Consider the following 24,991-nt stretch of genomic DNA (forward strand, 5'->3'; position numbering starts at 1 on the left):
ATTATTAAGAAGACAAGTTGGTTTAGATTTTGCAACATGATTTAATAAAGATTCATTGAAATGGAAAATTCATTGCTAATACAGTATATCATTATTGCGGTTTTGGTTTTAGGAGCCATCGTTTTTTTTATCAGATGGATCAGGAACAACTTTACCCAAAAGAAAACACATGGGCAGGATCCGTTTTGTGATAAGTGTGGGGGGCATTGAAAATTTTCTGCATGCGGATCTTCTTTTTCTCACTTTATTCCTAAGAAATGCCATCAATATTTGAATTTGAGAGTATCATTTCATCCTATCAAATTTCTAAGTCCCTTAATTTCCCCTACTTTATTTATTCGTATTTTTGCAGCAGTTTAAAATCTGAAAAATACACAGGATCATGTCTTTAATCAAATCCATCTCCGGAATCCGCGGAACCATCGGCGGAAAAGTGGACGAAAACCTTACGCCGCTCGATGTGGTAAAATTTACTTCTGCTTTCGGAACCTGGCTTCAAAATAATAAAAACAAAAAAGATTTAACGGTTGTTGTCGGCCGCGATGCGAGAATTTCCGGCGCGATGGTGAATTCTTTGGTTACCGCAACTTTGCAGGGACTGGGAATTCACGTGATAGATTTAGGACTTTCAACCACGCCCACTGTGGAAGTGATGGTTCCGGAGCTCAATGCAGACGGGGGAATTATCCTCACCGCATCACACAATCCAAAACAATGGAATGCCCTGAAACTTTTGAACGGAAAAGGCGAATTCATCAATGGCGAAGATGGTGCCGAAGTTTTGGCATTGGCAGAAAACGAGGATTTCAATTATGCCGAAGTTGACTTTTTGGGAAAATACGAAGAAAGGCACGACGCTTTCGACATCCATATCCAAAAAATTCTCAATTTACCGATGGTGGACGCAGAAGCAATCAAAGCGAAAAAATTCAAAGTCGTGGTCGATGCGGTGAATTCCACCGGAGGAATCGCCATTCCCCAACTACTGCGGGAACTGGGTTGCAATGTCATCAAACTCTATTGCGAACCCAACGGACATTTCCCACATAATCCGGAACCTTTGAAGGAACATTTGGGAGACATTTGCGAACTGGTGAAAAAAGAGAAAGCTGATTTGGGAATTGTGGTGGATCCGGATGTTGACAGATTGGCTTTAGTAGATGAAAACGGTGAACTCTTCGGCGAAGAATATACCTTGGTTGCTGTTGCAGATTATTTGTTGAGACATCAAAAAGGAGCCGCGGTTTCTAATTTAAGTTCAAGCCGCGCATTGAGAGATGTGGCGAGAAATCTTGGTTCGGAATATTTTGCAAGTGCAGTGGGAGAAGTGAATGTGGTGACTTTAATGAAAGAAAAAAATGCAGTCATCGGTGGCGAAGGAAATGGAGGAATTATTTATCCTGATTTGCATTACGGAAGGGATTCCTTAGTGGGAGTTGCCCTGTTTTTGACCCATTTAGCAAAAGAAGACAAAACCGTTTCCGCGCTTCGGGCGACTTACCCTAGTTATTTCATGGGAAAAAAGAAAATAGAGCTTACTCCGGATATTGACGTGGATTCGCTTTTAACAAAAATGCAAAACGAGTATCAAAAGGAGGAAGTTTCCACGGTGGATGGCGTGAAAATAGATTTCGAGAACAACTGGGTTCATTTAAGAAAATCGAACACAGAACCGATCATCAGGATTTATACCGAGGCTTTTTCTCAGGAAGAAGCTGATGAATTGGGAGAGAAGATGATTGCGAAGATCAAGAGTCTAATTTGAAAAGATAACACGAAATTTGAAGTTCAAAGTGGGAAGTGGAATTTAGACAGGAGACGGAAGTCTGAATAATATTTTGATTTTTAGAAAAAATTTGATTAATTTTAGAAAAAGTTTTTTTACTCCCGTCATTTGATAAAGAGAATGAAGAAAACGAAATATTTGATTTCTGCGAAAGAAAATCGAAAGCATTTGAAAGATTCATTTGATGACGCAAAAAAAGGGACTATTGAGAAAATTCTCACTAAGGATTTGTGGAAATAGTTGAATATTTAAGGAAATAGAAGAAAAGATTAAGGACTGGTCTGTTCTTTTTCTTCTTCAACAGAAAGTTAATAATTAAAACGTTTTTCAAAGTCTGCAAGGTAAATTCCGGCATTGAAAAAACATTTGAGAAAACAAATTGGAAGAATTTTTTGAAAACGAGTTGGTCATCAAATTTGAGCAGATGATCGAAAATAATGAGGAACTTTACTTTGAGACAGAAGAGTTCGATGAAATCATTATTTACTACCTGGAAATCGGTGATGTTTCTTATGCGGAAATAGCAACCAATTACGCACTGAAAATCCACCCCAATTCCCTAGAATTAAAAACAAAAAAATTCGAAGTTCTGCTGGAACTCGAAAAGTACACACGTGCCAAGGAACTCATGGACGAACTGCGCGAATCCTCCATGGAAAGTACAGACTTCCTGGTGTGTTGTGCAAAATATTACTCGAGTCTCGGAAATCCGAGAAGAGCGATAGAATTCTGCGAAAAAGCTCTGGAATTGAAAGAAGAGGAAAATTTCCTCCACATTTTCATTGCTGATGAATACGTGAATCTGGAAGATCCTTTCAACGCACTGAAACATTACAAACTGGCACTGCTGTTCGAGCACCAAGATGAATACGCGTTAGAAAATGCAATGTTTTGCTACAATCAGCTCAACAAAAGCGACGAGGCAATCAAGTTTTTGAACGACTATCTGGATAAGTATCCTTTTTCCGAAATCGCTTGGTTTGAATATGGACAGTTTTTCTTCAACCGAAAAAATTACGAGGAAGCCATCAAAGGATTTGATTATCTCTTAGCCATCAATTCAGAGGCGATCGCAGTTTATGCGAATAAAGCGGCGTGCTACGAAGCCATGGAAGAGTGGATGAAGGCGATTTCTGTTTACGAGGAAATGCTGGAATTGGAATACACCAAATCTTTTACGTTTTACAAAATCGGATTGTGCTACAAAGAAAACAAACAGCCTCTTTTGGCCCTGAACTGCTTCCAAAAATCATTGCGGGATGATCCACAGTTTTACCTTTCCATGATGGAGCAATCCTATATTTACGAGGAAATGGGAGGAATGAAGGAAGCGCTGCATTTTGCCCAAGAAGCAGTTTCGCTCAATGAAAACAATTTGGATTACCAGAAAAGATTGGCTTTTCTTTACATTGACTCTGGAAAATTTGAAGAAAGTCTGGAATGTCTGAAAAAACTGGTCGATTTTGAACCGCAGCGGTTTTACAATTGGTATGCGCTCTCAGAAGTGCTCATGTTGGTAGGTGAATATGAAGATGCGATTTCCACATTGCAATCGGCGACAAAGAAGCACAACCGGGCAGAATTGTATTATCAGCTCAGCAATTGCTATTTCCACATGAACAATCAGAAAGAGGGCAGAAACGTGCTTGCTGTAGCGCTTGAACTCGATCCTAATCTTCTGGAAGATATGCAGCAGAAATATCCCTTCATTAAGGAGGAAGCAGATAAAGTGAAGGCGAAAAAGAAATAAGCTGGCAAGACGGAAGTCGAATACCGAAGAAATCAGCCGATTTAAAGAAAATCGGATAAAATATCAGCAAAATTTGCCACCAATACACGAAAACTTTATTCGTGAATGGGTGGCAATTTTATTTTTTCAATAGTCATAAATCATTGGTAGTACTGATTCAGGAAAGCAAAAAACTCGCCCATTCGAAGTACATTATTCATACCCAAATAAAACAACAGTATTGAAACCGTAATGAATAGAAAAGTCAACATTTTCGCGGAATTTTTATACGAAGAAAAAAGCCAGCCCATCATCAGTGGAACCACAAAAATAAAATGACCGCCATAAATATAGGATGTGTGAAGCCCGAATTTCAGGACACAATGGATGATGATATCCACAAAAAAAGAAATCATTAAAATCTGGACCAGCTTGTTCTTAAAGTTCTTGAAATAGGCCCAAAAAACCAAAACCAACACTAAACCGACGAAAATATACGGAACCACGGAAGTATAAACATCCATAAAAAGGGCTTTGTATTGGAATCCTTTTTTGTTGTGGTAATCCCGGATCAAGAAGTTGGAGAAAAGCATATTCCCTCCGAAAAACCAAGAGTAGATCATGTCCCAAAGGGGCGTGACCTTGGGTTTTGAAAACTTTTCATATTGCTCGCCGGATTTTTCGAAAAACCTCATGTAATTGAAATCCAAACGATAAAGGAAAAGCAGCACAAAAACGGCAACGGAAACAAAAACCTGAAGAGCAGCATTTCCCAATTTCCTCCAACTTTTAAACAAACCGTTTTCGAAAAGAAGCGGGATAAATACTTTCACTGCGTTGGTCACCGTTAAACCGCCGATGGAAACGGTTGCCAAAGTCATAGAAGCGGTGGAAATTCTTTCTTCTTTTTTAAGTTTTAAAGCTGCGTAATAATTAAACAGCACCAGAAAAAACAAGGTGTAAGTGTAAGTTTCAGGGGTGAATGAAAGCAAAATCGTGGTGGTGAAAAATGAGAAAAAAACGATGATCAATAAGGAAATCGTTTTTGGAAGCTGAATGATGTTTTTCAAATATTTGTACATCTGAATCAAAGCCAAACTCACCGCGAAGTTGCTGCACCACGCTAAAACCAAACGGAATATTTCGTCCTTTTTCCCATTAGAAATGATGAAGGCAAATTCCCTGATCCAATTGAAAAAATAATTGGAAAGCGGATGTCTTTCAAATCCTCCTCCGGTCATCACAATTGCACGGTTATCAAAACTGAAATACGCATCCCACGGAATCCGGTCATCAAAAATAATCCGGTAATTCATCGCGATACAGGATCCTAAAATTCCGTAAATCCCCAGAAAAATTAAGAATAAAAGAAGTTCAAATTTTGTGGCTGGGAAGACCGTTTTCAGGAAGTCAGAAAATTTTTGTTTGAAGTTCAAAATGCTGATTTTTGGCAAAAATAGTGAAATTTAAGAACTGCAGGAAAGCGTGGAACTTCCGGTTTGTCCATCATATTTCGATGGTCGTTTTTGTGAAAACTCCGGAAAGATTTCTTCATATGGTTTTTCCAAAGCGGTGAGTATTTTATGCAGCAAATTCTTTTTGCCGATCTTCAACTCCTCGATGCATTCAAATAAAATATAGTTTCTGAGGATGAATTTCGGATTGGTTTTTGACATTATCGCTAAAGATTCAGGTCTTGAAATGGCATTTTTCTTCAATCGGGTTTGGTATTTTTGGATAAAATCAGCCAGAACCCGAAACTGTTCTTCACTTAAAAAGGAATAGGAAATATCTTTGAAAAGCTCTTTTGCATCAACGTTTTCTTCAATTTTTTCCAGCTGGTTGAAAAACAGGGTGTAGTCCAATTTCAAATCTTCCAGCAATTTTTGGGCATCGGTAAAAAAATGGTCGTCTCCTTCCAATACTTCATTGAAACCAAACTTTTTCGCCATCATTTCATCATGCTTTTTCCAAAATGCAGTATTGAATTCGTTCAATGTTTTCTCTAATTTTTTTTCGTCTTTGATTAATGGAAAGAGCGCATTCGCCAATTGCCAAAGATTCCATTGTGCAATTTTCGCCTGGTTTCCGAAAGCGTATCTTCTTCCGGGTAAATCGGTGGTGTTTGGCGTAAAATTCAAATTGTATTCATCCAAAAAAGAGAACGGTCCGTAATCAATCGTCAATCCCAAAATCGACATGTTGTCGGTATTCATCACGCCATGAACAAATCCGACTCGGTACCATTCTACCATTAAATCGGCAGTTCTTCGGGAAACAATTTGAAAGAATTCCGCATATTTTTCAGGACTTTCATTATTAATTTCCGGGAAATATTTTTCGATGGTGAAATCGGCAAGTTTTGTTAAAGTTTGAATTTCATTATGGGCAGCGATCAGTTCGAAATGCCCGAAACGAAGAAAGCTTTCGGCAGTTCGCATGATGACTGCACCTGGTTCATATGCCGGATTTCCATCGTACATCATGTCGCGCACCACTTTTTCCCCGGTTAAAGAAAGTGACAAAGCACGTGTTGTTGGGATTCCCAAATGATGAATTGCTTCACTGATGAGGTACTCCCGAACTGAGGAACGCAGAACGGCTCTTCCGTCTGCATGCCTGGAATAGGGAGTTGCTCCGGCTCCTTTCCATTGGAGTTCGGTTTTCTGTCCGCTGGAATTTTCAATTTCTCCGGCAAATATTGCTCTTCCGTCGCCAAGTTGTCCCGCCCAGTTTCCGAATTGGTGACCTGCGTAAGCGGTGGCGTACGTTTTCAGATTTTCGGGAATTTTTTCGGCATTGATGAATTTCAGATCCTCCTCATTTTCAATGTTGCCCAAACCGATTTCCTCGGAAAGTTTTTGATTGAAGACCATCAGTTCCGGATTATGGAACCCGGCAACAGCTGTGGTCGCGAACAAAATTTTCGGGGTTTGGCGCTGCATAGGGTTTCCGGAAAAATCTCCGGAAAAAGTGTTGAGGTATTGCTGGGTGATTTTATCAAGATTCATGGTTCAAAGTTCGGGAAAAAAATATCCTTTCAGTGGTTTGAAAGGATAAATGTTATTTAAAGTAAGACTCTTGATATTTGTAAACATTCGAAATCAGCCACACCTACAGAATTAAAAGGGCGCAATATCAACTTTCATTGAAACCTCCATGTCCAGAGCATTACGTTCCAAAGCATCATCAATTTTTCTTTCCCAATTATCATTTTTGAATACCCACAAAATTTCCGCCTCTGATTTTTTGTTGGAAATATTCGGATAATAGAAGTTTATATTCTGCTTACCAAAAACCATATCGGGAACCATCTTGTTTTTAGAAACAGTAATCCATTCAATTCCGCAAAATAGACCCTGCTCTGGAATTTGCATATCCAAGCCAGCAAAATCGATAGAAACCAATTGGCTTTTCACATTTTTCCTGGTCTCTACCAGAACATGATGAATGACTTTTCCAGGTTGCCCATTTTCATTTCTATAAATATTAAAATAGAAACTGGAATTTTTGCTTTGCGGATTGATTATAAAATCCAAACCCTTTATTTGCAGTAAGCCGGAATGCGGAACAAACTGCGCATATTGGTTTTCCGTTGCCAAACCCATGAATCCCATTTTGTATGGGTTACATGCATCATTGATCGGTTGAATTGCTATCTTTTGCGATAACAGCAATTGAAAGGAGAATACTATAGCCAGAAAAAGTGGATTTTTGATCATTTTCCTTTAAGGTTACAAAAGGTTTCCGCTATTTATTAAAATCAATTTCGTCTCCGCTGTGGAGGTTTTCATTCACATTTTCTTCTTTTTTCCCTGTTGAATTTTTGTTTGAATTTCCGGATTCCGCCGGTTTTGGATTCTTCAGTTCCTCGATCGTCTGCAAACCGCCTTCATCACCATATCCGCCTAAACCTTGCAGGTCTGAGCAGCTTCCGGTCCAGTTCGTCGGTTTCACAAACTTGTCTTCGGGTGAGATTCCTAGTTCTTTGTCTGCCCAAACTTTTTTCATAAAAATAGCCCAGATTGGCAATGCCATTTTTGCTCCCTGTCCTTCGCCGGTTCCCCAGAAGTGGGTGGCCCGGTCTTCCCAACCGACCCAGACTCCGGTTGCCAGATTCGGCGTTATTCCGATAAACCAACCGTCGGAATTATTTTGGGTGGTTCCGGTTTTTGCGGCTATTTCCACGCCTTTAGGAACCCCTCTTCTGCCTAATTCCCCGGAAGCGGTTCCAAATTCTGCTACCCCTTTCATCAGGTCAACCATTGTATAGGCATAAAGTTCGTTCATCACTTCCTTTGTCACCGGTTTTACTTCTTTGATGACCCGTCCGTTTGCGTCTTCGATACGCCAAATCATTTCGGGTTTGATATAGTTTCCATAATTGGCGAAAGTGCTGTAAGCGCCAAGCATTTCGTAAATGGTGATATCCGATGAACCTAGTGCAACGGGGTAATTATTGGGGATTTCTTCGGTGACGCCTAAATCCCGCGCCAACTGAACGACACTTGGAACGCCGGTCATTTCAATAAGTCGCACCGCGACAGGGTTTTTGGAATGAGCGAGCGCATCTCGTAAGGTCAGCATTCCACCGGAACCTTGCACAGTCCAGGTTCCTTTTCTATAAGTTGCGTTGGAAACGGTGGAACAGGGCGTCATACCCAATTTCATAATCGCGGTGGCATAAACGAAAGGTTTGAAAGTGGAACCCACCTGTCTTTTTCCCTGTTTGATGTGGTCATACTGAAAATGCTGCCAGTTAATTCCTCCTACCCAAGCTTTTATTTCACCAGTTCCCGGAACCATCGACATTAATCCAGCTTGCGCAATCTGTTTGTGGTAACGGATGGAATCCCACGGAGACATTTCCACTTCTTCTTCGCCATCCCAGGTAAATCTGGAGGTTTTGATTGGTGTTTTGAAATCAATCATGATGGAATCTTCAGATACGCCGGCATTTTTTAGCTGCTTGTACCTTCCGGTTCTTTTCATGGCCTGAACCATTAGATTGTTGATCTGCTGGTCATTAAGATAATAGAAAGGTCTTTGTTTTCTGCCGCGCTGCTCCGCATCAAATCTTTTTTGAAGATCGGTCAAATGTTCCCTGATCGCTTCCTCTGCATAAGTCTGCATTTTGGAATCGAGGGTAACATAAATCTTCAAACCATCTTTATAGAGGTTTAAGGTCTTTCCGGTTTTCTTTTCGTAATCCTTTAAATAATTGTCGATTTCTTTTCTAAGATAATATTTGTAGTACGCAGAATATCCTTCGTCGATCGATTTCACGGGATGATAATCCAAGGTTATCGGAGTGTCAATGGCTTTCTGATAGGTTTGTTGATCCAGGTAACCTGTTTTTAACATTTGATCCAAAACCACATCTCTTCTTCGCTTGGCTCGCTCAGGATTTCTCAGCGGGTTATTTGCCACCGGAGCTTCCAGCATTGCTACAAACATTGCGGCTTCTGGCAGGGTTAATTTGGATGCGTTTTTATTAAAATAGATTCGTGAAGCCATTTCAATTCCGTTTGCATTATTCACGAAATCGAACTTATTGAAATACAGAGTAATAATTTCTTCTTTGGTGTATCGTTTTTCTAAACTTACCGCAACCACCCATTCTTTGAGTTTTTGGAAAGATCGCTGAATCCTGTTTTGTGATGCGCTTCCGGTAAAAAGTAGTTTCGCAAGCTGCTGCGTAATGGTGGAACCACCACCGCGTTTTCCGCCAAAAGCTACCGCTCTCGCTACAGATTGCAGATCGATACCGGAATGTTCCTTGAAACGTTCATCTTCTTTTGCCTGAAGTGCATAGATTAAATAGGGTGGCAAATCCTTGTAAGTTACCGGCATCGTTTTTTCTTTTTCGAACTTGCCCAATAGTTTCCCATCTGAGGAATAAATTTCGGAAGCCACGTAGATATCAGGGTTTTCTAGTTCCTTCACATCGGGCATGCTTCCTAAAAATCCTTGGGAAACTGCAAAAAATAATGCAGAAATACCCAGAACCAAAGCAATCAGTCCGAGCCAAATGAACTTTACCCATTTTTTCCAGTTACGGTTTTTCACTTTTTTAGGGGGAAGAGGGAACGTGGATTTTGCCTTGGTTCCTTGGTTTTTTGTGTTTTCCATAAATGATGCTACGGTTTTGCCGATTCTATTTTTACACCAATATCTTCAATTCCTTTCAGGTTATCGGTTCTCATCGCTTGGATGATCCCAATCGAGTAATTGCCGTCTTGGGGAAATTTGTAGTTCAACCTGTATTGAAACATAATTTCCTTGGTATCTCCAAAACCCTTTCCAAGCCATTCTCCGTTGGGTTTGGCAAGGATATAGTTCAGGGTATCCGTATTTTTCTTTTTAGACTTCACATCCAAAAAATTGACGATCAGCCGAATGTTGCTGTAAGGATACTCACTATTGTTCCTTAGAACAAATATAATATTTTTTGGATCTCGAGAATCAGTGATTTGAAAGTCAAATTTCTGTTCTGATTTTTTGTTCCAGGCGCCATCCAGGTTTTTCATATAGACTTTTTCGGAATCGTTTCTGCAACTCAAAACCGCCGACAGAACGAAAAATGCCGCTACAATCTTATGCATTGTTATCACGTTTAGGCTGAAACTTCTTTTTGAACTTTTTTTGAGATGGGTTCGGCTGACTTCCAGCTTGTGGTTGGTTTCGTTCTGGATTGTTTTTTTTTCTTTCGCCTTGTTGTTTTTCCGCGGCTTTGTTTTCGGGGGCGCGGTGCTCGGGTTTTTGCTTTTGGCGTTGATTTACAGTTGATTTCTGGTTGCCGCCGGAATTTCTTCTGTTCTGGTTTTTTCCCTGATTTCTTCCTTTTCGGTCAAATCTTTCGATATTGCTTTCTTGGATCAAGTCCACCGATTTTGTTGGAATATCCACTGCTTTCAAATCTTCAAGCGGCGGGGTTTTTTCGCCCCGTTTGTTTTGCGCGATTAATTTTTTCACCTCCTGAACCTCCAAATCATACCATGCCATGGAATGATCCACATAAGCGAACCACATTCTTTTCTTAAAAACGTCAATTTTAATACAGAATGCCTTTCCTTTTTCAGTGTCCAAAGTTGATGATGAAGAAGGGAAATCGCTCAAAGCATCCAGATAACTGTCGAGCTCATAATTCAAACAGCACTTTAATTTTCCGCACTGTCCTGCCAGTTTTTGCGGATTGATGCTTAATTGCTGATAGCGCGCAGCATTGGTATTGACGGAGCGGAAATCGGTGAGCCAGGTGGAACAGCACAATTCTCTTCCGCACGAACCGATTCCTCCAACTTTCGCCGCCTCTTGTCTGAAGCCGATTTGCTTCATGTCGATTTTGGTTCGGAATGCAATGGCGTATTCCTTAATCAGCTGCCGGAAATCCACTCGGGTATCCGCAGTATAATAGAAGGTGACTTTTTGACCATCGCCCTGAAATTCCACATCGGTAATTTTCATCGCAAGGTTTAGCGCATACGCGATTTTTCTTGCCTGAATTTTCACGGATTCTTCTTTTTTCCGTGCTTCCTGCCAAACTTCCACATCTTTTTGGTTGGCAATTCGGTAAATTTTGAGAGGATTTTCTTCAGATGCCTTTTTCTTTTTCATCTGAATTTTAACCAACTCTCCGGTGAGGCTTACTACGCCTGTATCGTGACCGGGACTCGACTCTACTGTTACTACACTCCCAATGTGGAGCGGCAAATGATGTACGTTTTTATAAAATTGTTTTCGATCGTTCTTGAATCTCACTTCCACAAAGTCAAATTTGGATTGTGGAGGATTATTGATGTCAGAGAGCCAATCGAAAACGCTTAATTTATAGCTATTTCCGCAGGTATCTACTTTTTCACAGCCATTCTGGGACTTGGTTCCGCATGAATGAGACGAATCGCCGGATGTTTTGCATCCACAACTCATAATTTTTACTATATAATATCTGCAAATTTAGTATAATTTTTTTTGTATAACTTGTACTGCGGCTTTTTTGTGTGCTTTAATTTTGATGTTTAATAAAACGCCTACTTTTTTGTGGATTTCATAATGATCCATAAAATATTATGTCAATCATATAATCACAAAACCTCGGAAAAATTAAATTTTCAGAACGGACATTTGATTTAAACACTACCCGAGGTGGCTGCCGGAAAAACATTGGAAATTACTATGGAAAGGCATTTTGTATATATTTTAATTTGGTCTAAGACTTAAACGGTGGTTTTAGTAACATTTCTGTTTAAAAAAATTTAAGATTTATTAACAAATGTTTAGAAAATAATTTTATATTTGAATCCAATAATAAAGAACTTTATGAAAAAAATTGTTGTAACTACAGCACTATTGGCTGGCGCAATTGTTTATGCGGGAGGATTTCGAGTTTCCCTGCAAGGCGTGAAACAATTGGCGATGGCGCATACAAGTGCTCATGCGGAAGATGCGAGTGTTGCATTCTTCAACCCAGCGGGAATGTCTTTCATTCCGAATAAGTTAAGTGTAGCTGCGGGCGGATTTGGTATTAAGGCGCAAGTTGATTATCAGAATCTTCAGACTTTAGAATCAGCTTCTACCAATAATCCTCTGGGAACACCAGTCTATGCGGCAATAGCCTACAAAGTGCTTGATAATGTTTCAGTTGGTTTTAGTTTTGCCACTCCTTACGGAAGCACTGTAGAATGGCCGGATAACTGGGCAGGTAGTGAAATTGTGCAAAAAATTAAATTGGAAGCACTGTATTTTCAGCCGATGGTTTCCGTGAAACTGGCTCCCTGGGTTTCTTTGGGAGGTAGCTTCATCTATGCTAAAGGTACTGTAGACTGGACCAAATCGGTTCACCAGCTCGGCGGATCTGTGAATCTGAAAGATGACAAAGCCACTGGAACAGGGTTCGGCTTAGGTTTCTATTTCAGACCGACCGATAAATTGGATGTAAGTGTGGCGTACCGCTCACCGGTGGATATGGAAGCCAAAAAAGGTGTTGCCACATTTAATATCTCTCAAAGTCTTTATTCTTCACTGGGATTGGACGCAGCAGGAAAAGACGGATTCAAAGCTACTTTGCCTTTGGTTGATGAATACACCATCGGTGTGACTTACAAAGTGACTCCGAAATGGCAGGTTTCCGGAGATTTCAATTATTCTGGTTGGGATCAGTACAATACTTTGATTCTGGATTTTGACCATGCACCAGCAGGAAACCAACCGACTGACCCAACAGTTTCAGTAGTGCCGAAAAATTGGAAAAGCACCCAAACTTGGAGATTTGGAACACAGTATATGTTTACCGACAATTTTGCGGGTAGGTTAGGCTATTATCATGATGAGACTCCGTACGCAGATAAAGATTTCAGTGCAGAAAGCCCGTCCTTCGAAGCGAACGTGATCACAGGCGGTATCGGATATAAATACAAGTCATTCGGAATTGACCTTTCAGGAGCATATAATTTTCAGAAGTCAAGACAGGTCAATAACGAGTTCTATAACTTTAACGGACAGGCTAAAGCCAAAGCTTATTATTTTGGTTTAGGTCTTTCTTATAATGCATTTTAAGATATAACTATGAAAAAAATATTAATTTCAACTGTTGCTGTTTCAGCACTTTTATTTACAGTAAGCTGTAAAACAGACTTCGATCGCGATGTAAGCAGCGTGGTGGTATCGAAAGGCAATGCGGATTTTACAAACTATATTGCATTAGGAAATTCACTCACTGCCGGATATAGAGACGGCACTTTATATTCTGACGGTCAGAATGAATCTTATCCGTCAATGATTGCCCAACAAATGAAACTAGCCGGTGGTGGTACTTTTAAGCAACCCATGATGCCTAATAATGTTGGTGGATTTACCGATTTATTCACTGCAAGTGGAGGAACCAGTTTTTACGGAAAACTTACCCTTAAAGTGGTGGATGGGGCATTATCTCCAGTTCCAAGCGCTCCAGGCGCGAATTTGGACAATGTTTCAGCGGGCCGTCCTTATAACAATATGGGGGTTCCCGGTGCACGGGTTTCCCACTTACTTGCTCCGGGATATGGAAACCCGGCAGGTTTGATGACCAACCCCAAAACAGCAAATCCATACTTTGTAAGGTTCGCCAGTTCCACGACCACTTCGGTAATTGCAGATTTTCTTCAGCAACAGCCTACATTCTTTTCATTGTGGATAGGGAACAATGACGCTTTATTGTATGCGCTTGCAGGTGGTGATAGCTCCATTGAACCATTGACTCCGCCAACAGAATTTGCTACCTATTACAATATGCTCATCAGTCAGATTGCCACCACCAACGCAAAAGGTGTTGTAGCAAATATCCCAAGTGTGACTTCAATTCCATCACTTACCACTATTCCTTACAATCCACTTACTGTAGCGGTATTGGGACAAGGAAGTGTTGATGCTGGAAATGCGAACATTGATGCGCTTAATGCTCAGCTTTACGGACCACTTAATCAAATCCTTACTGCTTTGGGTGCAGGAGAAAGAATTAAGCCTCTTTCGAAAACCACAGCAAATCCTTTGTTGTTGAAGGATGAAAGCATTGCGGATCTGGGTGCGCAAATTACCTTGGTTGCTGCAAATTCCGGGAATCCTACACTGGTAGCTCTTGCTCCGTACTTAGGTGCGACTTATGGACAGGCTCGTCAGGCGAAAGCGGGTGACCTTATTCCATTGACCACCAAATCTGCAATAGGGTCAAACGCCACCTTGCCACCTACCATTCCTGCATCTTTAGCTTCAAGAGGAATTGCCTATCCATTCGAAGATAAATATGTACTTACTTCCACAGAAGTTGCAGAAGTAAATGCCGCTATCACAGCTTATAACCAGACCATAAAAGCAGCAGCAGACGCGAAGGGATATGCATTTGTAGATGCTAATGCGAAAATGGTTCAGTTGAGTTCCACCTCTGGAATCCAGTTCGACGGCGTGAAATACACGGCAACTTTCGTCACTGGCGGTTCGTTCTCCCTGGACGGTGTGCACCCAACCGGAAGAGGTTACGCTATTTTGGCCAACGAGTTTATCAAAGCCATTAATTCAAAATATGGCTCTACTTTGCCATTTGTTAACGTGAATAAATACAGCGGAGTTACTTTCCCTTAAAACATAGGAAAATAGGACAGACTCAAAAACCACCCGAAATTCTTTTGGGTGGTTTTATTTTTTATAAATTTGTGCTCTATTAAAAAAGTAAAAATGACAGATCAAGCAAGTTACCTGTTTTCTACCAGAACAAGTAAGGCTTTAGCAGAAAAAATTGCCGGATATTATGGACAACCACTCGGTAAAATCAAGGTACAGGAATTCAGTGACGGAGAGTTTGAACCGGTTTTAGACCAGTCTGTACGTGGCGGCAGGGTTTTCCTAATCGGTTCCACATTTCCGCCAGCTGACAACCTCCTGGAACTGCTCCTGATGATTGACGCTTCCAAAAGAGCTTCCGCAAAAAGCATTACCGTGGTTCTTCCCTACTACGGTTTGGCAAGACAGGACCGAAAAGACCAACCCAGAGCACCAATTGGTGCAAAGCTCGTCGCAAACCTGCTCACTGCAGCGGGTGCCACCAGAATCATGACGATGGATCTTCACGCGGATCAAATTCAGGGATTCTTTGAAATTCCGGTAGATCACCTCTACGCATCTACCATTTTTATTGAATACATACAAAATTTAAAGCTAGACAACCTCACCATTGCATCACCGGATATGGGAGGTGCAAAACGGGCAAAAAACTACGCGGGTCATCTTGGTGCAGAAGTGGTCATTTGCTATAAAGAGAGAAAAAAAGCAAATGTAGTAGAGGAAATGTTTCTGATCGGTGACGTGAAAGACAGAAATGTAATCCTCATTGACGATATGATCGATACCGCCGGAACACTTTGCAAAGCTGCAGATATTCTCATCGCAAACGGTGCGAAATCTGTCCGCGCAATGGCTACACACGGGGTACTTTCTGGGAAAGCTTATGAAAACATGGAGAATTCAAAAATTTCAAAAGTCATCGTCACAGACACCATTCCGGTGAGAACGGACCTGACTGAAAAAATTGAGGTCCTTTCGTGTGCCGAACTTTTCGCAGACGTGATGAAAATGGTTCACCAACACAAATCGATCAGCGACAAGTTTATTATTTAAGCTGCATTCCTATAAAATTAAAGAAAAAAAGGCTTCCGTAGAAGTCTTTTTTTTTCAAAAAAATGGAAGCTATCGAACAGATTACTTGATTCTTGTTACTTTTTTTGTACCTTTGCACCCTAAATTTTTAAACGTTTCATAATGAAATCAATTACAATTCAAGGTACAAAAAGAGAAAGCGTGGGCAAAAAGTCTACTAAAGCTTTACGTAATGCTGATTTAGTCCCTTGTGTTGTTTACGGAGGTACAGAAACCATCAACTTCTCTGCGGAAGAAAAATCTTTCAAAGGGTTGGTTTACACTCCTGAAGCACACACGGTATCTATTGAGGTTGACGGAAACACTATTCCTGCCGTACTTCAGGACATCCAGTTTCACCCTATTACAGACAAAATCCTACACGCAGATTTCTATCAGCTGTCAGAAGACAGACCAGTTATCATGGAGGTTCCGGTAAGAATCACTGGTCGTGCAAAAGGTGTTGTGGCAGGTGGAGTTCTTCGCCAGTCTTTCAGAAAACTGAAACTGAAAGCAATCCCTGCAAACCTTCCAGATGAAGTGGTAATCGACGTTACTTCTTTGAAAATCGGAAACAAATTGTACGTGGGAGACATCAAAACCAACGGATTTACTTTCATGCATCCGGACAATGCGGTTGTAGTAGCTGTTAAGATGTCTAGAACTGCGATGAAAGGAGGTGCAGCAGAGGAAGAAGATGAAGAAGAAGTAGAAGCAACAGCAGAAGCAACTACAGAAGCTGAAGCTCAAGCAACAGAAGCTCCAACAGCAGAATAAGATTCGAAAAGAATATACCATGATCCCGTCATTTATTGTCGGGATTTTTTTTGGAGCTTTACCATTTTGGCTTCTTTCAAATTTCGGTCAGACTCTCCACCTTTCTGCCGACAGGCAGGTTTTTTCTATTTTTGGTAAACGGAGGTGGTGGGGTTCTCAAAGTACCGTTATTCACCAGAAAAAAATGCCGCTGCCATCTTTGCTATGAACACGGTCGCTTTTTGTTGCAAAGATTTTATGGGACACCTCGTCTTTATTTTTCACAAAAATCATCATATGGCATTGTTTGACAGCCACTTCAATGGATTTACCCCAGAAAAGGGAGAAAATTGAGTTCTGAAAAATCATGATTTTCGACTTCTTCCGAATTTTTTTCTACATTTACCAAAGATTAATTCCTAATGAAAAAGTTTTTCTTTTTTAGCCTTTTTTTCATGTTGAATTTCCTTTTTGGCCAGCAAAATACTGAGTTCAAGGCGGTGAAAAGCTTTTTTGATTATCAGCGCTTTATGCTGAATAATGAGTTCAAAAAAAAGTTTGACTCAGAGTCAGACTTTGCCGCTAAAGTCAATATCAAAAAAGATTTTTCTGAATTCATCCGCAGAATCGACAGTGTTCAAAATTCCGCACTGGTCGGTGCTTTAATCAAGGTAAAAAACCGCGAAGATTTAGAGCGTTTGAAAGTTCATCCCCTACCAAAAGTGGAGGTGCCTAATCCCAAAAAATATGACCTGGATCAAGAAGCCAGATATCCCGGAGGATTCAATAATCTTCGGGGGCAAGTGGCGGATTTGTTTTATTCAGATGCCGTTTTGGCGAATCAGGAACTGCTGAAAACCAGTGTAGAATTTGTGGTTGAAAGGGACGGAAGTATCAGTTCAGTGCATGCAGTGGGAGACAATTTCACTTTCAACCGGCAAGCGGAAATTGCCATGTATCTCCTTCCCGAAAAATTTGACCCGGCTTTGGTGAACGGAACACCGGTTCGGTACCATTTCAGGCTTCCTTTAGTCATGAATTTTGAATAGTTTCTTAAAACAAATCTGATGTTCACCGACGAATATTTTATGAAAATAGCGCTGCAGGAAGCAGAAGCTGCTTTAGAGAAAGATGAGGTTCCCATAGGCTGCATCATTGTTTCAGGAAACAGAATTATTGCAAGAGCGCACAACCTTACCGAAACTTTAAACGATGTTACTGCACATGCAGAAATGCAGGCAATCACTTCTGCTGCGAATTTTTTGGGCGGCAAATATTTGCGGAACTGCACGATGTACGTCACCCTTGAACCTTGCGTGATGTGTTCCGGTGCGTTGAACTGGTCGCAGATTTCTAAAGTAGTAATCGGAGCGAGAGACGAACAAAGAGGGTTTATCAATAAGAATTTGTCGCTTCACCCGAAGACAGAAATTGTTTTCGGTATTTTAGAAAACGAAAGTTCAGGAATAGTGAAGGAATTTTTTCGGAATAAGAGATAGAACTTTACGCTTGGCTCTTTAAAGATCTTTCCCCAAAAAATACAATCCTTTCAAGGTATGCAATCTGTCCGCGACATGGATTTTATCGGTCAATGGTTTGTAAATGTGTGAAACTCCGCCAGTGGCAATCACGAAGCAGTCATCTCCCACCTCTTCATTAATACGGTCGATAAAACCTTCCACCATTCCCAAAAATCCGTAAACCATTCCGCTTTGCATGCAGGAAACCGTGTCCAATCCCAGAACTTTTTTTGGTTTTACCAGTTCAATTTCAGGGAGTTGTGCGGTTTCACCGACTAAAGAATTTAAGGAAGTAATGATTCCAGGAGCGATGATGACTCCCAATGTTTCGCCTTTCTCATCAATGCAGCTAGCCGTTAAAGCCGTTCCAAAATCCAGGATGATTTTCTTTTTTCCGGGGTAAAGATGATGTGCGGAGACAAGGTTTGCGTAAATATCCGATCCCATTTGTCGGGATTTCGGTTGCACTTCGGAGGGCGTATTTCGATCGACCATTACCGGCTTTTTACCGTGGATTTTTTGGATTGCCCGGGAAATATCGTGGGTCAGCTGTGGAACCACAGAACCGATAATGATTTTGTCGATTTTTTCAGCATCGATTCCGTGGGTTTGATACATCATCATAAACTGCACCTGTAATTCGTCGCTGGTTCGGTAGGGTTTGGTATTCATGATCCAGGAAATATGACAGTGGTCACCATCAAAAAGTCCGAATCTGATGTTGGTGTTGCCGATGTTGATTACGATTGAAGTCATTTATTTATGATAGATTGTTGATAAGTGATTTTGGATCTTACTCAGAGCTGAAATCAGAAAGGAAATAGCTTTATTTCACTTCCACAAAATTGTCCGCCTGATTCACATCCGCCAATCTTTGTGAAAAATCAATTCCCAAAGCGGAAATCTGCGATTTATTGTAAGGAATCGTAAAAGTATATTCTTTCTGAGTCCATTTCCAGTAATCCAAAGTCTTAAAATCACCATAGATATCCTTGCTTTTCCAAACGTGCGTCATGCTCATTGGGATTTGGTAGTTCACCACTTTTTTGTCTTTGGTTAAAATCGAAAAATCAATCGGCATTGGAATTCCTCCTTTATTTTCTAACGTAATGGTGGTGGAATTGGCATCATATTTTACATTTTTAATGGCGTAATCAATCGTTTTCGTGGTATTGATCCAATAATGCTGAAACCACTTTAAATCCATTCCCGAAATTTTTTGGGCGATGTGCAGGAAATCTCTTTCCGTCGGATGTTTCATCTTCCATTGGTTGAAAAATTCTTTCATAATTAAAGACAAATTTTGTTCGCCAACAATATATCCGAGTTGAACCAAGAAAAGATTTCCTTTCACGTAAGAAGCGATGGAATATGCGCTTCCGCTATCGTGATGATCAGCCAACCAAACTGCAGGTTCTTCTTTTCCGGTTTTAGTAAAACCAATATACGAATTAATTGAACTTACAAAAGGATTTGCAACCGGTTCCTTCGGCGGAAAAAGTTGGTGCATGATCAAATCATCATAATAACTCGTAAAACCTTCATCCATCCATGGTCGCACACTTTCGTTGTACGCCAACATTTGCTGATTCCAAGAATGTCCGCCTTCGTGAACCATCAATCCCACCAAACCTTCCAAACTTCTTCCTTCACCGAGCATCAAAGTACACATTCCGTATTCCATGCCGCCATCACCACCCTGAATAAAAGAATAGGAAGGGTAAGCGTATTTCCCAAAAGTGGTATTCATCAGCTGGAAAAACTTCGTGACATATGGTTTCGACTCTTCCCAAAGTTTGGTTTTTTCTGATTTTTGATAAACGTAATAGATTTTCGGCCCGTCCAAAATCGTGAAACTTTCAACCGTGTAATCTCTATCTGCAGCGAAAGCAAAATCGAGAATATTTTTCGCCGTCCATTTCCAGGTTGCCTTATTTTGGGAATCAAATTTAATGTGCGCATTTGGGTCATAACCTTTTACTTCTAAAGGATTTTCCAGAGTTCCACCCGCACCGATGACATATTGTTTATCGATTTTAATGTTGACTTCAAAATCAGAGAACGGCGCATGAAATTCTCTTCCGATATAGTCAAAAGTTGCCCATCCGTCGTAATCATATTCAGCAATTTTCGGATACCATTGCGTCATCGACATATCGATTCCTTCACGGTTGTTTCTTCCCGCACGACGAATTTGTTGTGGAATGACCGCATCCCATTCCATCGTAAAAGTGGTGGAAGAATTGGGTTGAATCGGAGCATTCAGTTCTACTTTCATGATGGTTTCCTGGATTTCAAACTTCAGATCCTTTCCGTTTTGCCTGATCCAATGAATGTTTTGGGCGCCTTCTTCGCTTTTCGGAATCGAAGCCAATCTTGAAACTCCGTTAGTTTGCAATCGGGAATCCCCGTTTTTTCCCTGGCTTTGAACTCTCTGATCCATCATGGAATTGGGTTTAAAAGCATTCCAGTACAAATGAAAATAGACCACTTTCAATTCATCGGGCGAATTATTGGTATAGGTTAAAGTTTGGTTTCCTTGGTAGGTGAAATTCTGTGCGTCAATATCAATATCCATTTTATATTTTGCGGATTGCTGATAATAGGCGTTCTGCTGCGAAAAAGCTAATGTGGAAATCGCCGAAATGAGGAGGGTAACAAGAAGTTTCTGCATTGTTAAAATAAAATTTGACCAAAGATAGAGATTTAAAATAATTTCAAATTTCAGGTGAACCCCAATAATAAATCCTTTCAATCGGGCTGAATGAAAGGATTTGAGTTAAAAAAAGTTCGTTTTATTTCCTGGGGTGGGTTTTCGCGCTTTCCAAGATTTTCTCCAAAATCCGATAGGTAATCAGATAAGTAGGTTTCACGCCGGTCAAGCCAAGTCCGCCCGAAGAAAGTGTGGAGCCGGTTTCCAATGGATTATCTGATGCATAATAAGCATACATTACAAACAAATCCTCCGAAATGTGGTGGCGGATTTTTGATGCCACCTGAATCGCTTTTTGGTAATGAGCACCTTCCATTTCAAGCCCGATCGCTTTCCAGGAAGTTTCCATGAAATATTTTAAAATGTCCTTGTTCTGAAGAGAGGTTCCCAAAACGGTGACCATTCCACCTTCAAACGCTTTCAGTTCGTCATCCTGAAAATCGGAAAGTTTCAGTGCATTTTGGAACGGGTAATTATCTGCAGTTCCTTCAAAAACATGTGAAGTTGGAATCATGATATCACCTTTTTCACCCATCAGAATCCCTGCTTTTCCCATGATGGAGATGGATTTCACCTTCATGGTGTAAATTTCGCCATTGTATTCATATGGTCTAAGCAATTCGTCCATGATTTCATACGCCTGTTCACCGAATGCATAATCAAAAACCATCACCACGTCATCTCCAGAAAACTTGATCCCCGAAAAAGGAGTGTTTTTCAAATCGGTTTTAGACAAATCGATCAACTGCACTGCAATATTACTTCCGCTTTGGTCGTCAATGGAGATCAGTCCCGCTTCTTGGGAATAGGAAAGGACTTTTTCCTGCAGGGATTTCTTGTTAGAAATCTCCTCATACATTTTGTAATCTACATTTTTCGTGGCCTTTTTTCCCAGGGCGTCGTTTCCATAGAGCATATTTTTCACGGAATGCATATTAGCGGAAATAATGTGCAAAGGTCTCATATGCAGATGGTTTTCTGCCAGAACCGACTTCACTTTATTCGCCCATTTTTCACCGAAAAAATGGTGTCCGACTCTTTCCCTTAAAATCGCAGAAAAGTGAACTTCCCTTTCTCGGATTTTCTTATCATCATTAAAACTTTCGTTTCCTAGATGATAGATGATTTTGAAAAGTCGGTCCGGATTTTTATCGTCGCCAAAGTTGTTGTAAGCTTCCAGGGTTTCATCAAAGGTTCTTCCCAGAAGTGAAGAAAGATGGATGAGTGCTACTTCTTTTTCTTTTCGGCTTAATTTTTTTTCCCCTTTTGCCACTTCTTCGATGATTTTCCAGGCCCTGGTTGGCTTGTCGTTTTCATCTGAGACGAAGGCGAGGTGCCGGATTTTGTCCGCTTCAATATATAGGAAAGTAAGGTGGGTCAAAATATCATAAATCTCTGAACGGCCCAGAAGAACCTCAATGTTCATTTGGTGTTCATCAATTCTGTAGCAGTTTCTTCTTCTTTTTTTCGGTACGATAACCTCGAAACTTCCTTTCTCAAATCCTTCGTCGGAAGTCAGGTGAATGAATGAACATTCCTCGATTCCTTCCGGAAGCCGATCCAAAACATAAAGCAATCCATTGAGTTCAACCTTGTTGGGGATGCCCATTGTCCCGTAGATTTCGGGGTTGATGGTCAATAACAAATTTCTAAGACTTTCTCCGGAAATCCCGGATGGTTTGAAAAAACCGCGATAGAATAAGTGACGCATGGAAACATAAAGCCGCTCAATCGCTTCCGTGGTTTCCCTTGCTCGTGAATTTACCATAGGTGTATCTTTTGGCAAAGATAATACAAACCCGCAAAATTTCCTATTTTTTGGTTTATAGAGGTGATTAATCATTGTTCATCTTAAAATTGAACCAAACTATAAAAAAATTAAAATTTCCTTAACACCCCTAAAAAATATGGGGTAAAAATGTTTTTTAACGTATTTTGTATTAACTTTGCCCTATCAAAACAGATGCATTATGTCAAATTTAAGGTTTAAAGCGCTAGAAACACTTTCTTTCAAAGATTTCAGAAGAGACAATGCGGTTAAATTTCCCGCAAAACTATCCGAGCTTTTCTGCCAAAATGTTTTCTCTGAGGAGACGATGAGGTCTTATTTAACCAAAGAAGCATTCACCTCCATTCAGAATGCGATAAAAAAGGGAACCAAAATCCAGCGTGATGTTGCTGACCAAATTGCAGTGGCAATGAAAGATTGGGCTTTAAGCAAAGGAGTTACCCACTACACCCACTGGTTTCAGCCCTTAACCGGAACTACCGCAGAAAAGCACGATTCATTTTTCACTCCTTTCGAAAGTGATCGGGCGATCGAAAGATTTTCCGGAGGCATGTTGATCCAGCAGGAACCAGATGCTTCATCTTTCCCGAATGGAGGAATCAGAAACACTTTTGAAGCAAGAGGTTACACGGCATGGGATCCCACTTCTCCCGCTTTCATTTTGGGGACGACTCTGTGTATTCCATCCATTTTTATTTCATATACTGGCGAAACCTTAGACTATAAAGCTCCTCTTTTGCGTGCACTAAGTGCAGTGGATGACGCCGCAACCGATATCTGCAAATCCTATTTTGATAAGAATGTGACCAAAGTGACTCCCACTTTGGGTTGGGAACAGGAATATTTTCTAGTGGATTCCGCTCTTTATCAATCCAGACCGGATTTGGTGATTACGGGAAAAACGCTGCTCGGACATTCCCCCGCGAAAGGACAGCAGTTGGATGATCATTATTTTGGATCCATTCCAACCCGAGTGATGAACTTTATGAAGGAGCTGGAAATCAAATGTATGCAGCTGGGAATTCCGGTGACTACGCGTCACAACGAAGTTGCGCCCAACCAATACGAATTGGCACCGATGTTTGAAGAAGTGAATGTTGCCGTGGATCACAATTCCCTTTTGATGGATTTAATGGCGAGAGTAGCGCACAAACACCACTTCCACATCCTTTTCCACGAAAAACCTTTCGCAGGAGTGAATGGAAGCGGGAAGCACAACAACTGGAGTTTGGCAACCGATACCGGCGAAAATCTATTAAGTCCGGGAAAAAACCCGAAAAAGAATTTGCAGTTCCTGACTTTCTTCGTGAATACCATCAAAGCGGTTCATGATTATGCGGATCTGCTGAGAGCGAGTATCGCTTCTGCGAGTAATGATTACCGATTGGGAGCAAACGAAGCTCCGCCTGCAATTATTTCCGCATTCATTGGAACACAACTTTTCGGTGTTTTGGAAGAGCTGGAAAAAGTGACGGATGGCAAACTTTCGCCAGAAGAAAAAACAGAACTGAAACTGAATGTGGTAGGGAAAATTCCGGAAATTTTGTTGGACAATACAGACCGAAACAGGACCTCGCCATTTGCGTTTACAGGAAATAAATTTGAAATCAGGGCGGTAGGTTCTTCCGCAAACTGCGCTGAAGTAATGACCGTGATGAACGCCATTGTAGCAAAACAGTTGCGGGATTTCAAAAAAGAAGTGGATAGCCTGCTGGAAAATGGTCTGAAAAAAGACGAAGCCATTTTTAATGTGTTGAGGGAATACATCAAAGTCTCCAAGAACATCATGTTTGAAGGTGACGGATACTCAGAAGATTGGGCGAGAGAGGCAAAAAGACGCGGATTAAAAAATTTGAAAACTACTCCGGAAGCCTTGAGCAGGGAACTTGACCAAAAATTTGTGGAACTTTATGAAGAACTCGGAATATATTCACAGCGGGAAATCGAGGCAAGAAATGAAATCAAGTTGGAGAAATATTCTACCATGGTTTCCATTGAGGCAACCGTGTTAGCCGATATTGCAAGGAACCATATCGTTCCATGTGCCATCAATTATCAAAACAGGCTGATCGAAAATGTGAAAGGACTGAAAGAGATTTTTGGCGATAAAGAGTTCAAAACATTGGCGAAAGAGCAGATGAGCATGATTGCTGAAATTTCAGAGCATATTTCGATGATGAAAGTAGGGGTGGAAAAACTTTTGGCTGCAACCAAAAAAGCAAAAAAAATAGAAGACTCACACAAAATGGCTGAAGCGTTTTGCAATGAGGTCAAACCGCTTTTCGATGAGATAAGAAATGCATCCGACGAACTGGAAATGTTAGTTGATGACGAACTTTGGCCAATGACCAAATATCGGGAACTGCTTTTTACAAGATAACAAATGATGAGAAAAATAATGGAAGTCCGGAAATGTTCCGGGCTTTTTTTTGTTTCCACCGGGTTTTATAGAAGGATTGCATAACCGAAATAGACGGTCTGTATAAATGTTAAGGAATCTTAATAAAAATAAAAACGCAATCCCTTAAATAAAGGG

At 40.7% G+C, this 24,991-nt stretch carries 18 protein-coding genes; 9 read left to right on the forward strand and 9 right to left on the reverse strand.

The genetic code is table 11. From position 1 onward, the window contains the following. Positions 1–382 precede the first annotated feature (382 nt). A complete protein-coding gene (glmM, locus tag L0951_RS03640) occupies positions 383–1,765 on the forward strand; it encodes a phosphoglucosamine mutase (protein ID WP_234109509.1) in 1,383 nt (460 codons plus the stop codon). A gap of 400 nt (positions 1,766–2,165) precedes the next feature. Continuing rightward, a complete protein-coding gene (locus tag L0951_RS03645) occupies positions 2,166–3,536 on the forward strand; it encodes a tetratricopeptide repeat protein (protein WP_234109510.1) in 1,371 nt (456 codons plus the stop codon). A 140-nt stretch (positions 3,537–3,676) separates the two neighbouring features. Here the strand turns inward: L0951_RS03645 and L0951_RS03650 are convergent, their stop codons facing one another. The 6 genes from L0951_RS03650 to L0951_RS03675 all read right to left on the reverse strand — a co-directional run bounded on the left by L0951_RS03650 (position 3,677) and on the right by L0951_RS03675 (position 11,444). Further along, positions 3,677–4,951, reverse strand: coding sequence for a DUF6080 domain-containing protein (locus tag L0951_RS03650; RefSeq protein WP_234109511.1), 1,275 nt, complete (start codon positions 4,949–4,951; stop codon positions 3,677–3,679). Positions 4,952–4,981: 30 nt separating this feature from the next. Beyond that, positions 4,982–6,526, reverse strand: coding sequence for a protein adenylyltransferase SelO (locus tag L0951_RS03655; protein WP_234109512.1), 1,545 nt, complete (start codon positions 6,524–6,526; stop codon positions 4,982–4,984). 111 nt (positions 6,527–6,637) lie between these two features. Then, positions 6,638–7,237, reverse strand: coding sequence for a hypothetical protein (locus L0951_RS03660; RefSeq protein ID WP_234109513.1), 600 nt, complete (start codon positions 7,235–7,237; stop codon positions 6,638–6,640). Between the two features lie 28 nt (positions 7,238–7,265). Then, positions 7,266–9,647, reverse strand: a complete 2,382-nt coding sequence (locus L0951_RS03665; RefSeq protein ID WP_234109514.1) for a penicillin-binding protein 1A — start codon at positions 9,645–9,647, stop codon at positions 7,266–7,268. 8 nt (positions 9,648–9,655) lie between these two features. Beyond that, entirely contained in the window at positions 9,656–10,120 is a 465-nt protein-coding gene (locus L0951_RS03670) for a gliding motility lipoprotein GldH (protein ID WP_234109515.1), read from the reverse strand. After that, a complete protein-coding gene (locus L0951_RS03675) occupies positions 10,113–11,444 on the reverse strand; it encodes a stage 0 sporulation family protein (protein ID WP_234109516.1) in 1,332 nt (443 codons plus the stop codon). Before L0951_RS03675 ends, L0951_RS03670 begins: the two co-directional genes overlap by 8 nt. Before the next feature lie 390 nt (positions 11,445–11,834). On the opposite strand from L0951_RS03675, the gene L0951_RS03680 reads away from it, so the two are divergent. The 6 genes from L0951_RS03680 (at position 11,835) to L0951_RS03705 (ending at position 17,932) form a co-directional block, all read left to right on the forward strand. Continuing rightward, complete coding sequence (locus L0951_RS03680) at positions 11,835–13,070, forward strand: OmpP1/FadL family transporter (protein WP_234109517.1); 1,236 nt, start codon at positions 11,835–11,837, stop codon at positions 13,068–13,070. A gap of 9 nt (positions 13,071–13,079) precedes the next feature. Further along, a complete protein-coding gene (locus L0951_RS03685) occupies positions 13,080–14,627 on the forward strand; it encodes an SGNH/GDSL hydrolase family protein (protein ID WP_234109518.1) in 1,548 nt (515 codons plus the stop codon). Positions 14,628–14,720: 93 nt separating this feature from the next. After that, a complete protein-coding gene (locus tag L0951_RS03690) occupies positions 14,721–15,659 on the forward strand; it encodes a ribose-phosphate pyrophosphokinase (RefSeq protein ID WP_234109519.1) in 939 nt (312 codons plus the stop codon). 141 nt (positions 15,660–15,800) lie between these two features. Beyond that, complete coding sequence (locus tag L0951_RS03695) at positions 15,801–16,454, forward strand: 50S ribosomal protein L25/general stress protein Ctc (RefSeq protein ID WP_234109521.1); 654 nt, start codon at positions 15,801–15,803, stop codon at positions 16,452–16,454. 401 nt (positions 16,455–16,855) lie between these two features. Then, positions 16,856–17,482 (forward strand): energy transducer TonB, encoded by a 627-nt coding sequence (locus L0951_RS03700; RefSeq protein WP_234109523.1) that lies wholly within the window; start codon positions 16,856–16,858, stop codon positions 17,480–17,482. 18 nt (positions 17,483–17,500) lie between these two features. Further along, the gene (locus L0951_RS03705; protein ID WP_234109525.1) at positions 17,501–17,932 is read left to right on the forward strand and encodes a nucleoside deaminase; all 432 of its coding nucleotides are present in this window, start codon (positions 17,501–17,503) and stop codon (positions 17,930–17,932) included. A gap of 18 nt (positions 17,933–17,950) precedes the next feature. Here the strand turns inward: L0951_RS03705 and L0951_RS03710 are convergent, their stop codons facing one another. The 3 genes from L0951_RS03710 to L0951_RS03720 all read right to left on the reverse strand — a co-directional run bounded on the left by L0951_RS03710 (position 17,951) and on the right by L0951_RS03720 (position 22,434). Continuing rightward, entirely contained in the window at positions 17,951–18,709 is a 759-nt protein-coding gene (locus tag L0951_RS03710; RefSeq protein ID WP_234109527.1) for a type III pantothenate kinase, read from the reverse strand. A 70-nt stretch (positions 18,710–18,779) separates the two neighbouring features. Beyond that, positions 18,780–20,627 (reverse strand): M1 family metallopeptidase, encoded by a 1,848-nt coding sequence (locus tag L0951_RS03715; protein WP_234109529.1) that lies wholly within the window; start codon positions 20,625–20,627, stop codon positions 18,780–18,782. 121 nt (positions 20,628–20,748) lie between these two features. After that, positions 20,749–22,434 carry a DUF6909 family protein gene (locus tag L0951_RS03720; RefSeq protein ID WP_234109530.1) on the reverse strand — a complete coding sequence of 562 codons (1,686 nt, stop codon included), beginning with the start codon at positions 22,432–22,434 and terminating at the stop codon, positions 20,749–20,751. Positions 22,435–22,636: 202 nt separating this feature from the next. Here L0951_RS03720 and L0951_RS03725 point away from each other — a divergent pair, with 202 nt between their 5' ends. After that, positions 22,637–24,835: a glutamine synthetase III gene (locus L0951_RS03725; protein ID WP_234109532.1), complete on the forward strand. Its 2,199-nt coding sequence runs from the start codon at positions 22,637–22,639 to the stop codon at positions 24,833–24,835. Positions 24,836–24,991: the final 156 nt, after the last annotated feature.

It is taken from the genome of Chryseobacterium sp. R2A-55, assembly GCF_021401085.1.
Classification (GTDB): Bacteria; Bacteroidota; Bacteroidia; order Flavobacteriales; family Weeksellaceae; genus Kaistella.

Coding starts and splice junctions, on each gene's coding strand:
- glmM (WP_234109509.1), top strand. CDS start 383: ATGTCTTTAATCAAATCCATCTCCGGAATCCGCGGAACCATCGGCGGA.
- L0951_RS03655 (WP_234109512.1), bottom strand. CDS start 6,526: ATGAATCTTGATAAAATCACCCAGCAATACCTCAACACTTTTTCCGGA.
- L0951_RS03660 (WP_234109513.1), bottom strand. CDS start 7,237: ATGATCAAAAATCCACTTTTTCTGGCTATAGTATTCTCCTTTCAATTG.
- L0951_RS03665 (WP_234109514.1), bottom strand. CDS start 9,647: ATGGAAAACACAAAAAACCAAGGAACCAAGGCAAAATCCACGTTCCCT.
- L0951_RS03670 (WP_234109515.1), bottom strand. CDS start 10,120: ATGCATAAGATTGTAGCGGCATTTTTCGTTCTGTCGGCGGTTTTGAGT.
- L0951_RS03675 (WP_234109516.1), bottom strand. CDS start 11,444: ATGAGTTGTGGATGCAAAACATCCGGCGATTCGTCTCATTCATGCGGA.
- L0951_RS03680 (WP_234109517.1), top strand. CDS start 11,835: ATGAAAAAAATTGTTGTAACTACAGCACTATTGGCTGGCGCAATTGTT.
- L0951_RS03685 (WP_234109518.1), top strand. CDS start 13,080: ATGAAAAAAATATTAATTTCAACTGTTGCTGTTTCAGCACTTTTATTT.
- L0951_RS03690 (WP_234109519.1), top strand. CDS start 14,721: ATGACAGATCAAGCAAGTTACCTGTTTTCTACCAGAACAAGTAAGGCT.
- L0951_RS03695 (WP_234109521.1), top strand. CDS start 15,801: ATGAAATCAATTACAATTCAAGGTACAAAAAGAGAAAGCGTGGGCAAA.
- L0951_RS03700 (WP_234109523.1), top strand. CDS start 16,856: ATGAAAAAGTTTTTCTTTTTTAGCCTTTTTTTCATGTTGAATTTCCTT.
- L0951_RS03705 (WP_234109525.1), top strand. CDS start 17,501: ATGTTCACCGACGAATATTTTATGAAAATAGCGCTGCAGGAAGCAGAA.
- L0951_RS03710 (WP_234109527.1), bottom strand. CDS start 18,709: ATGACTTCAATCGTAATCAACATCGGCAACACCAACATCAGATTCGGA.
- L0951_RS03715 (WP_234109529.1), bottom strand. CDS start 20,627: ATGCAGAAACTTCTTGTTACCCTCCTCATTTCGGCGATTTCCACATTA.
- L0951_RS03720 (WP_234109530.1), bottom strand. CDS start 22,434: ATGGTAAATTCACGAGCAAGGGAAACCACGGAAGCGATTGAGCGGCTT.
- L0951_RS03725 (WP_234109532.1), top strand. CDS start 22,637: ATGTCAAATTTAAGGTTTAAAGCGCTAGAAACACTTTCTTTCAAAGAT.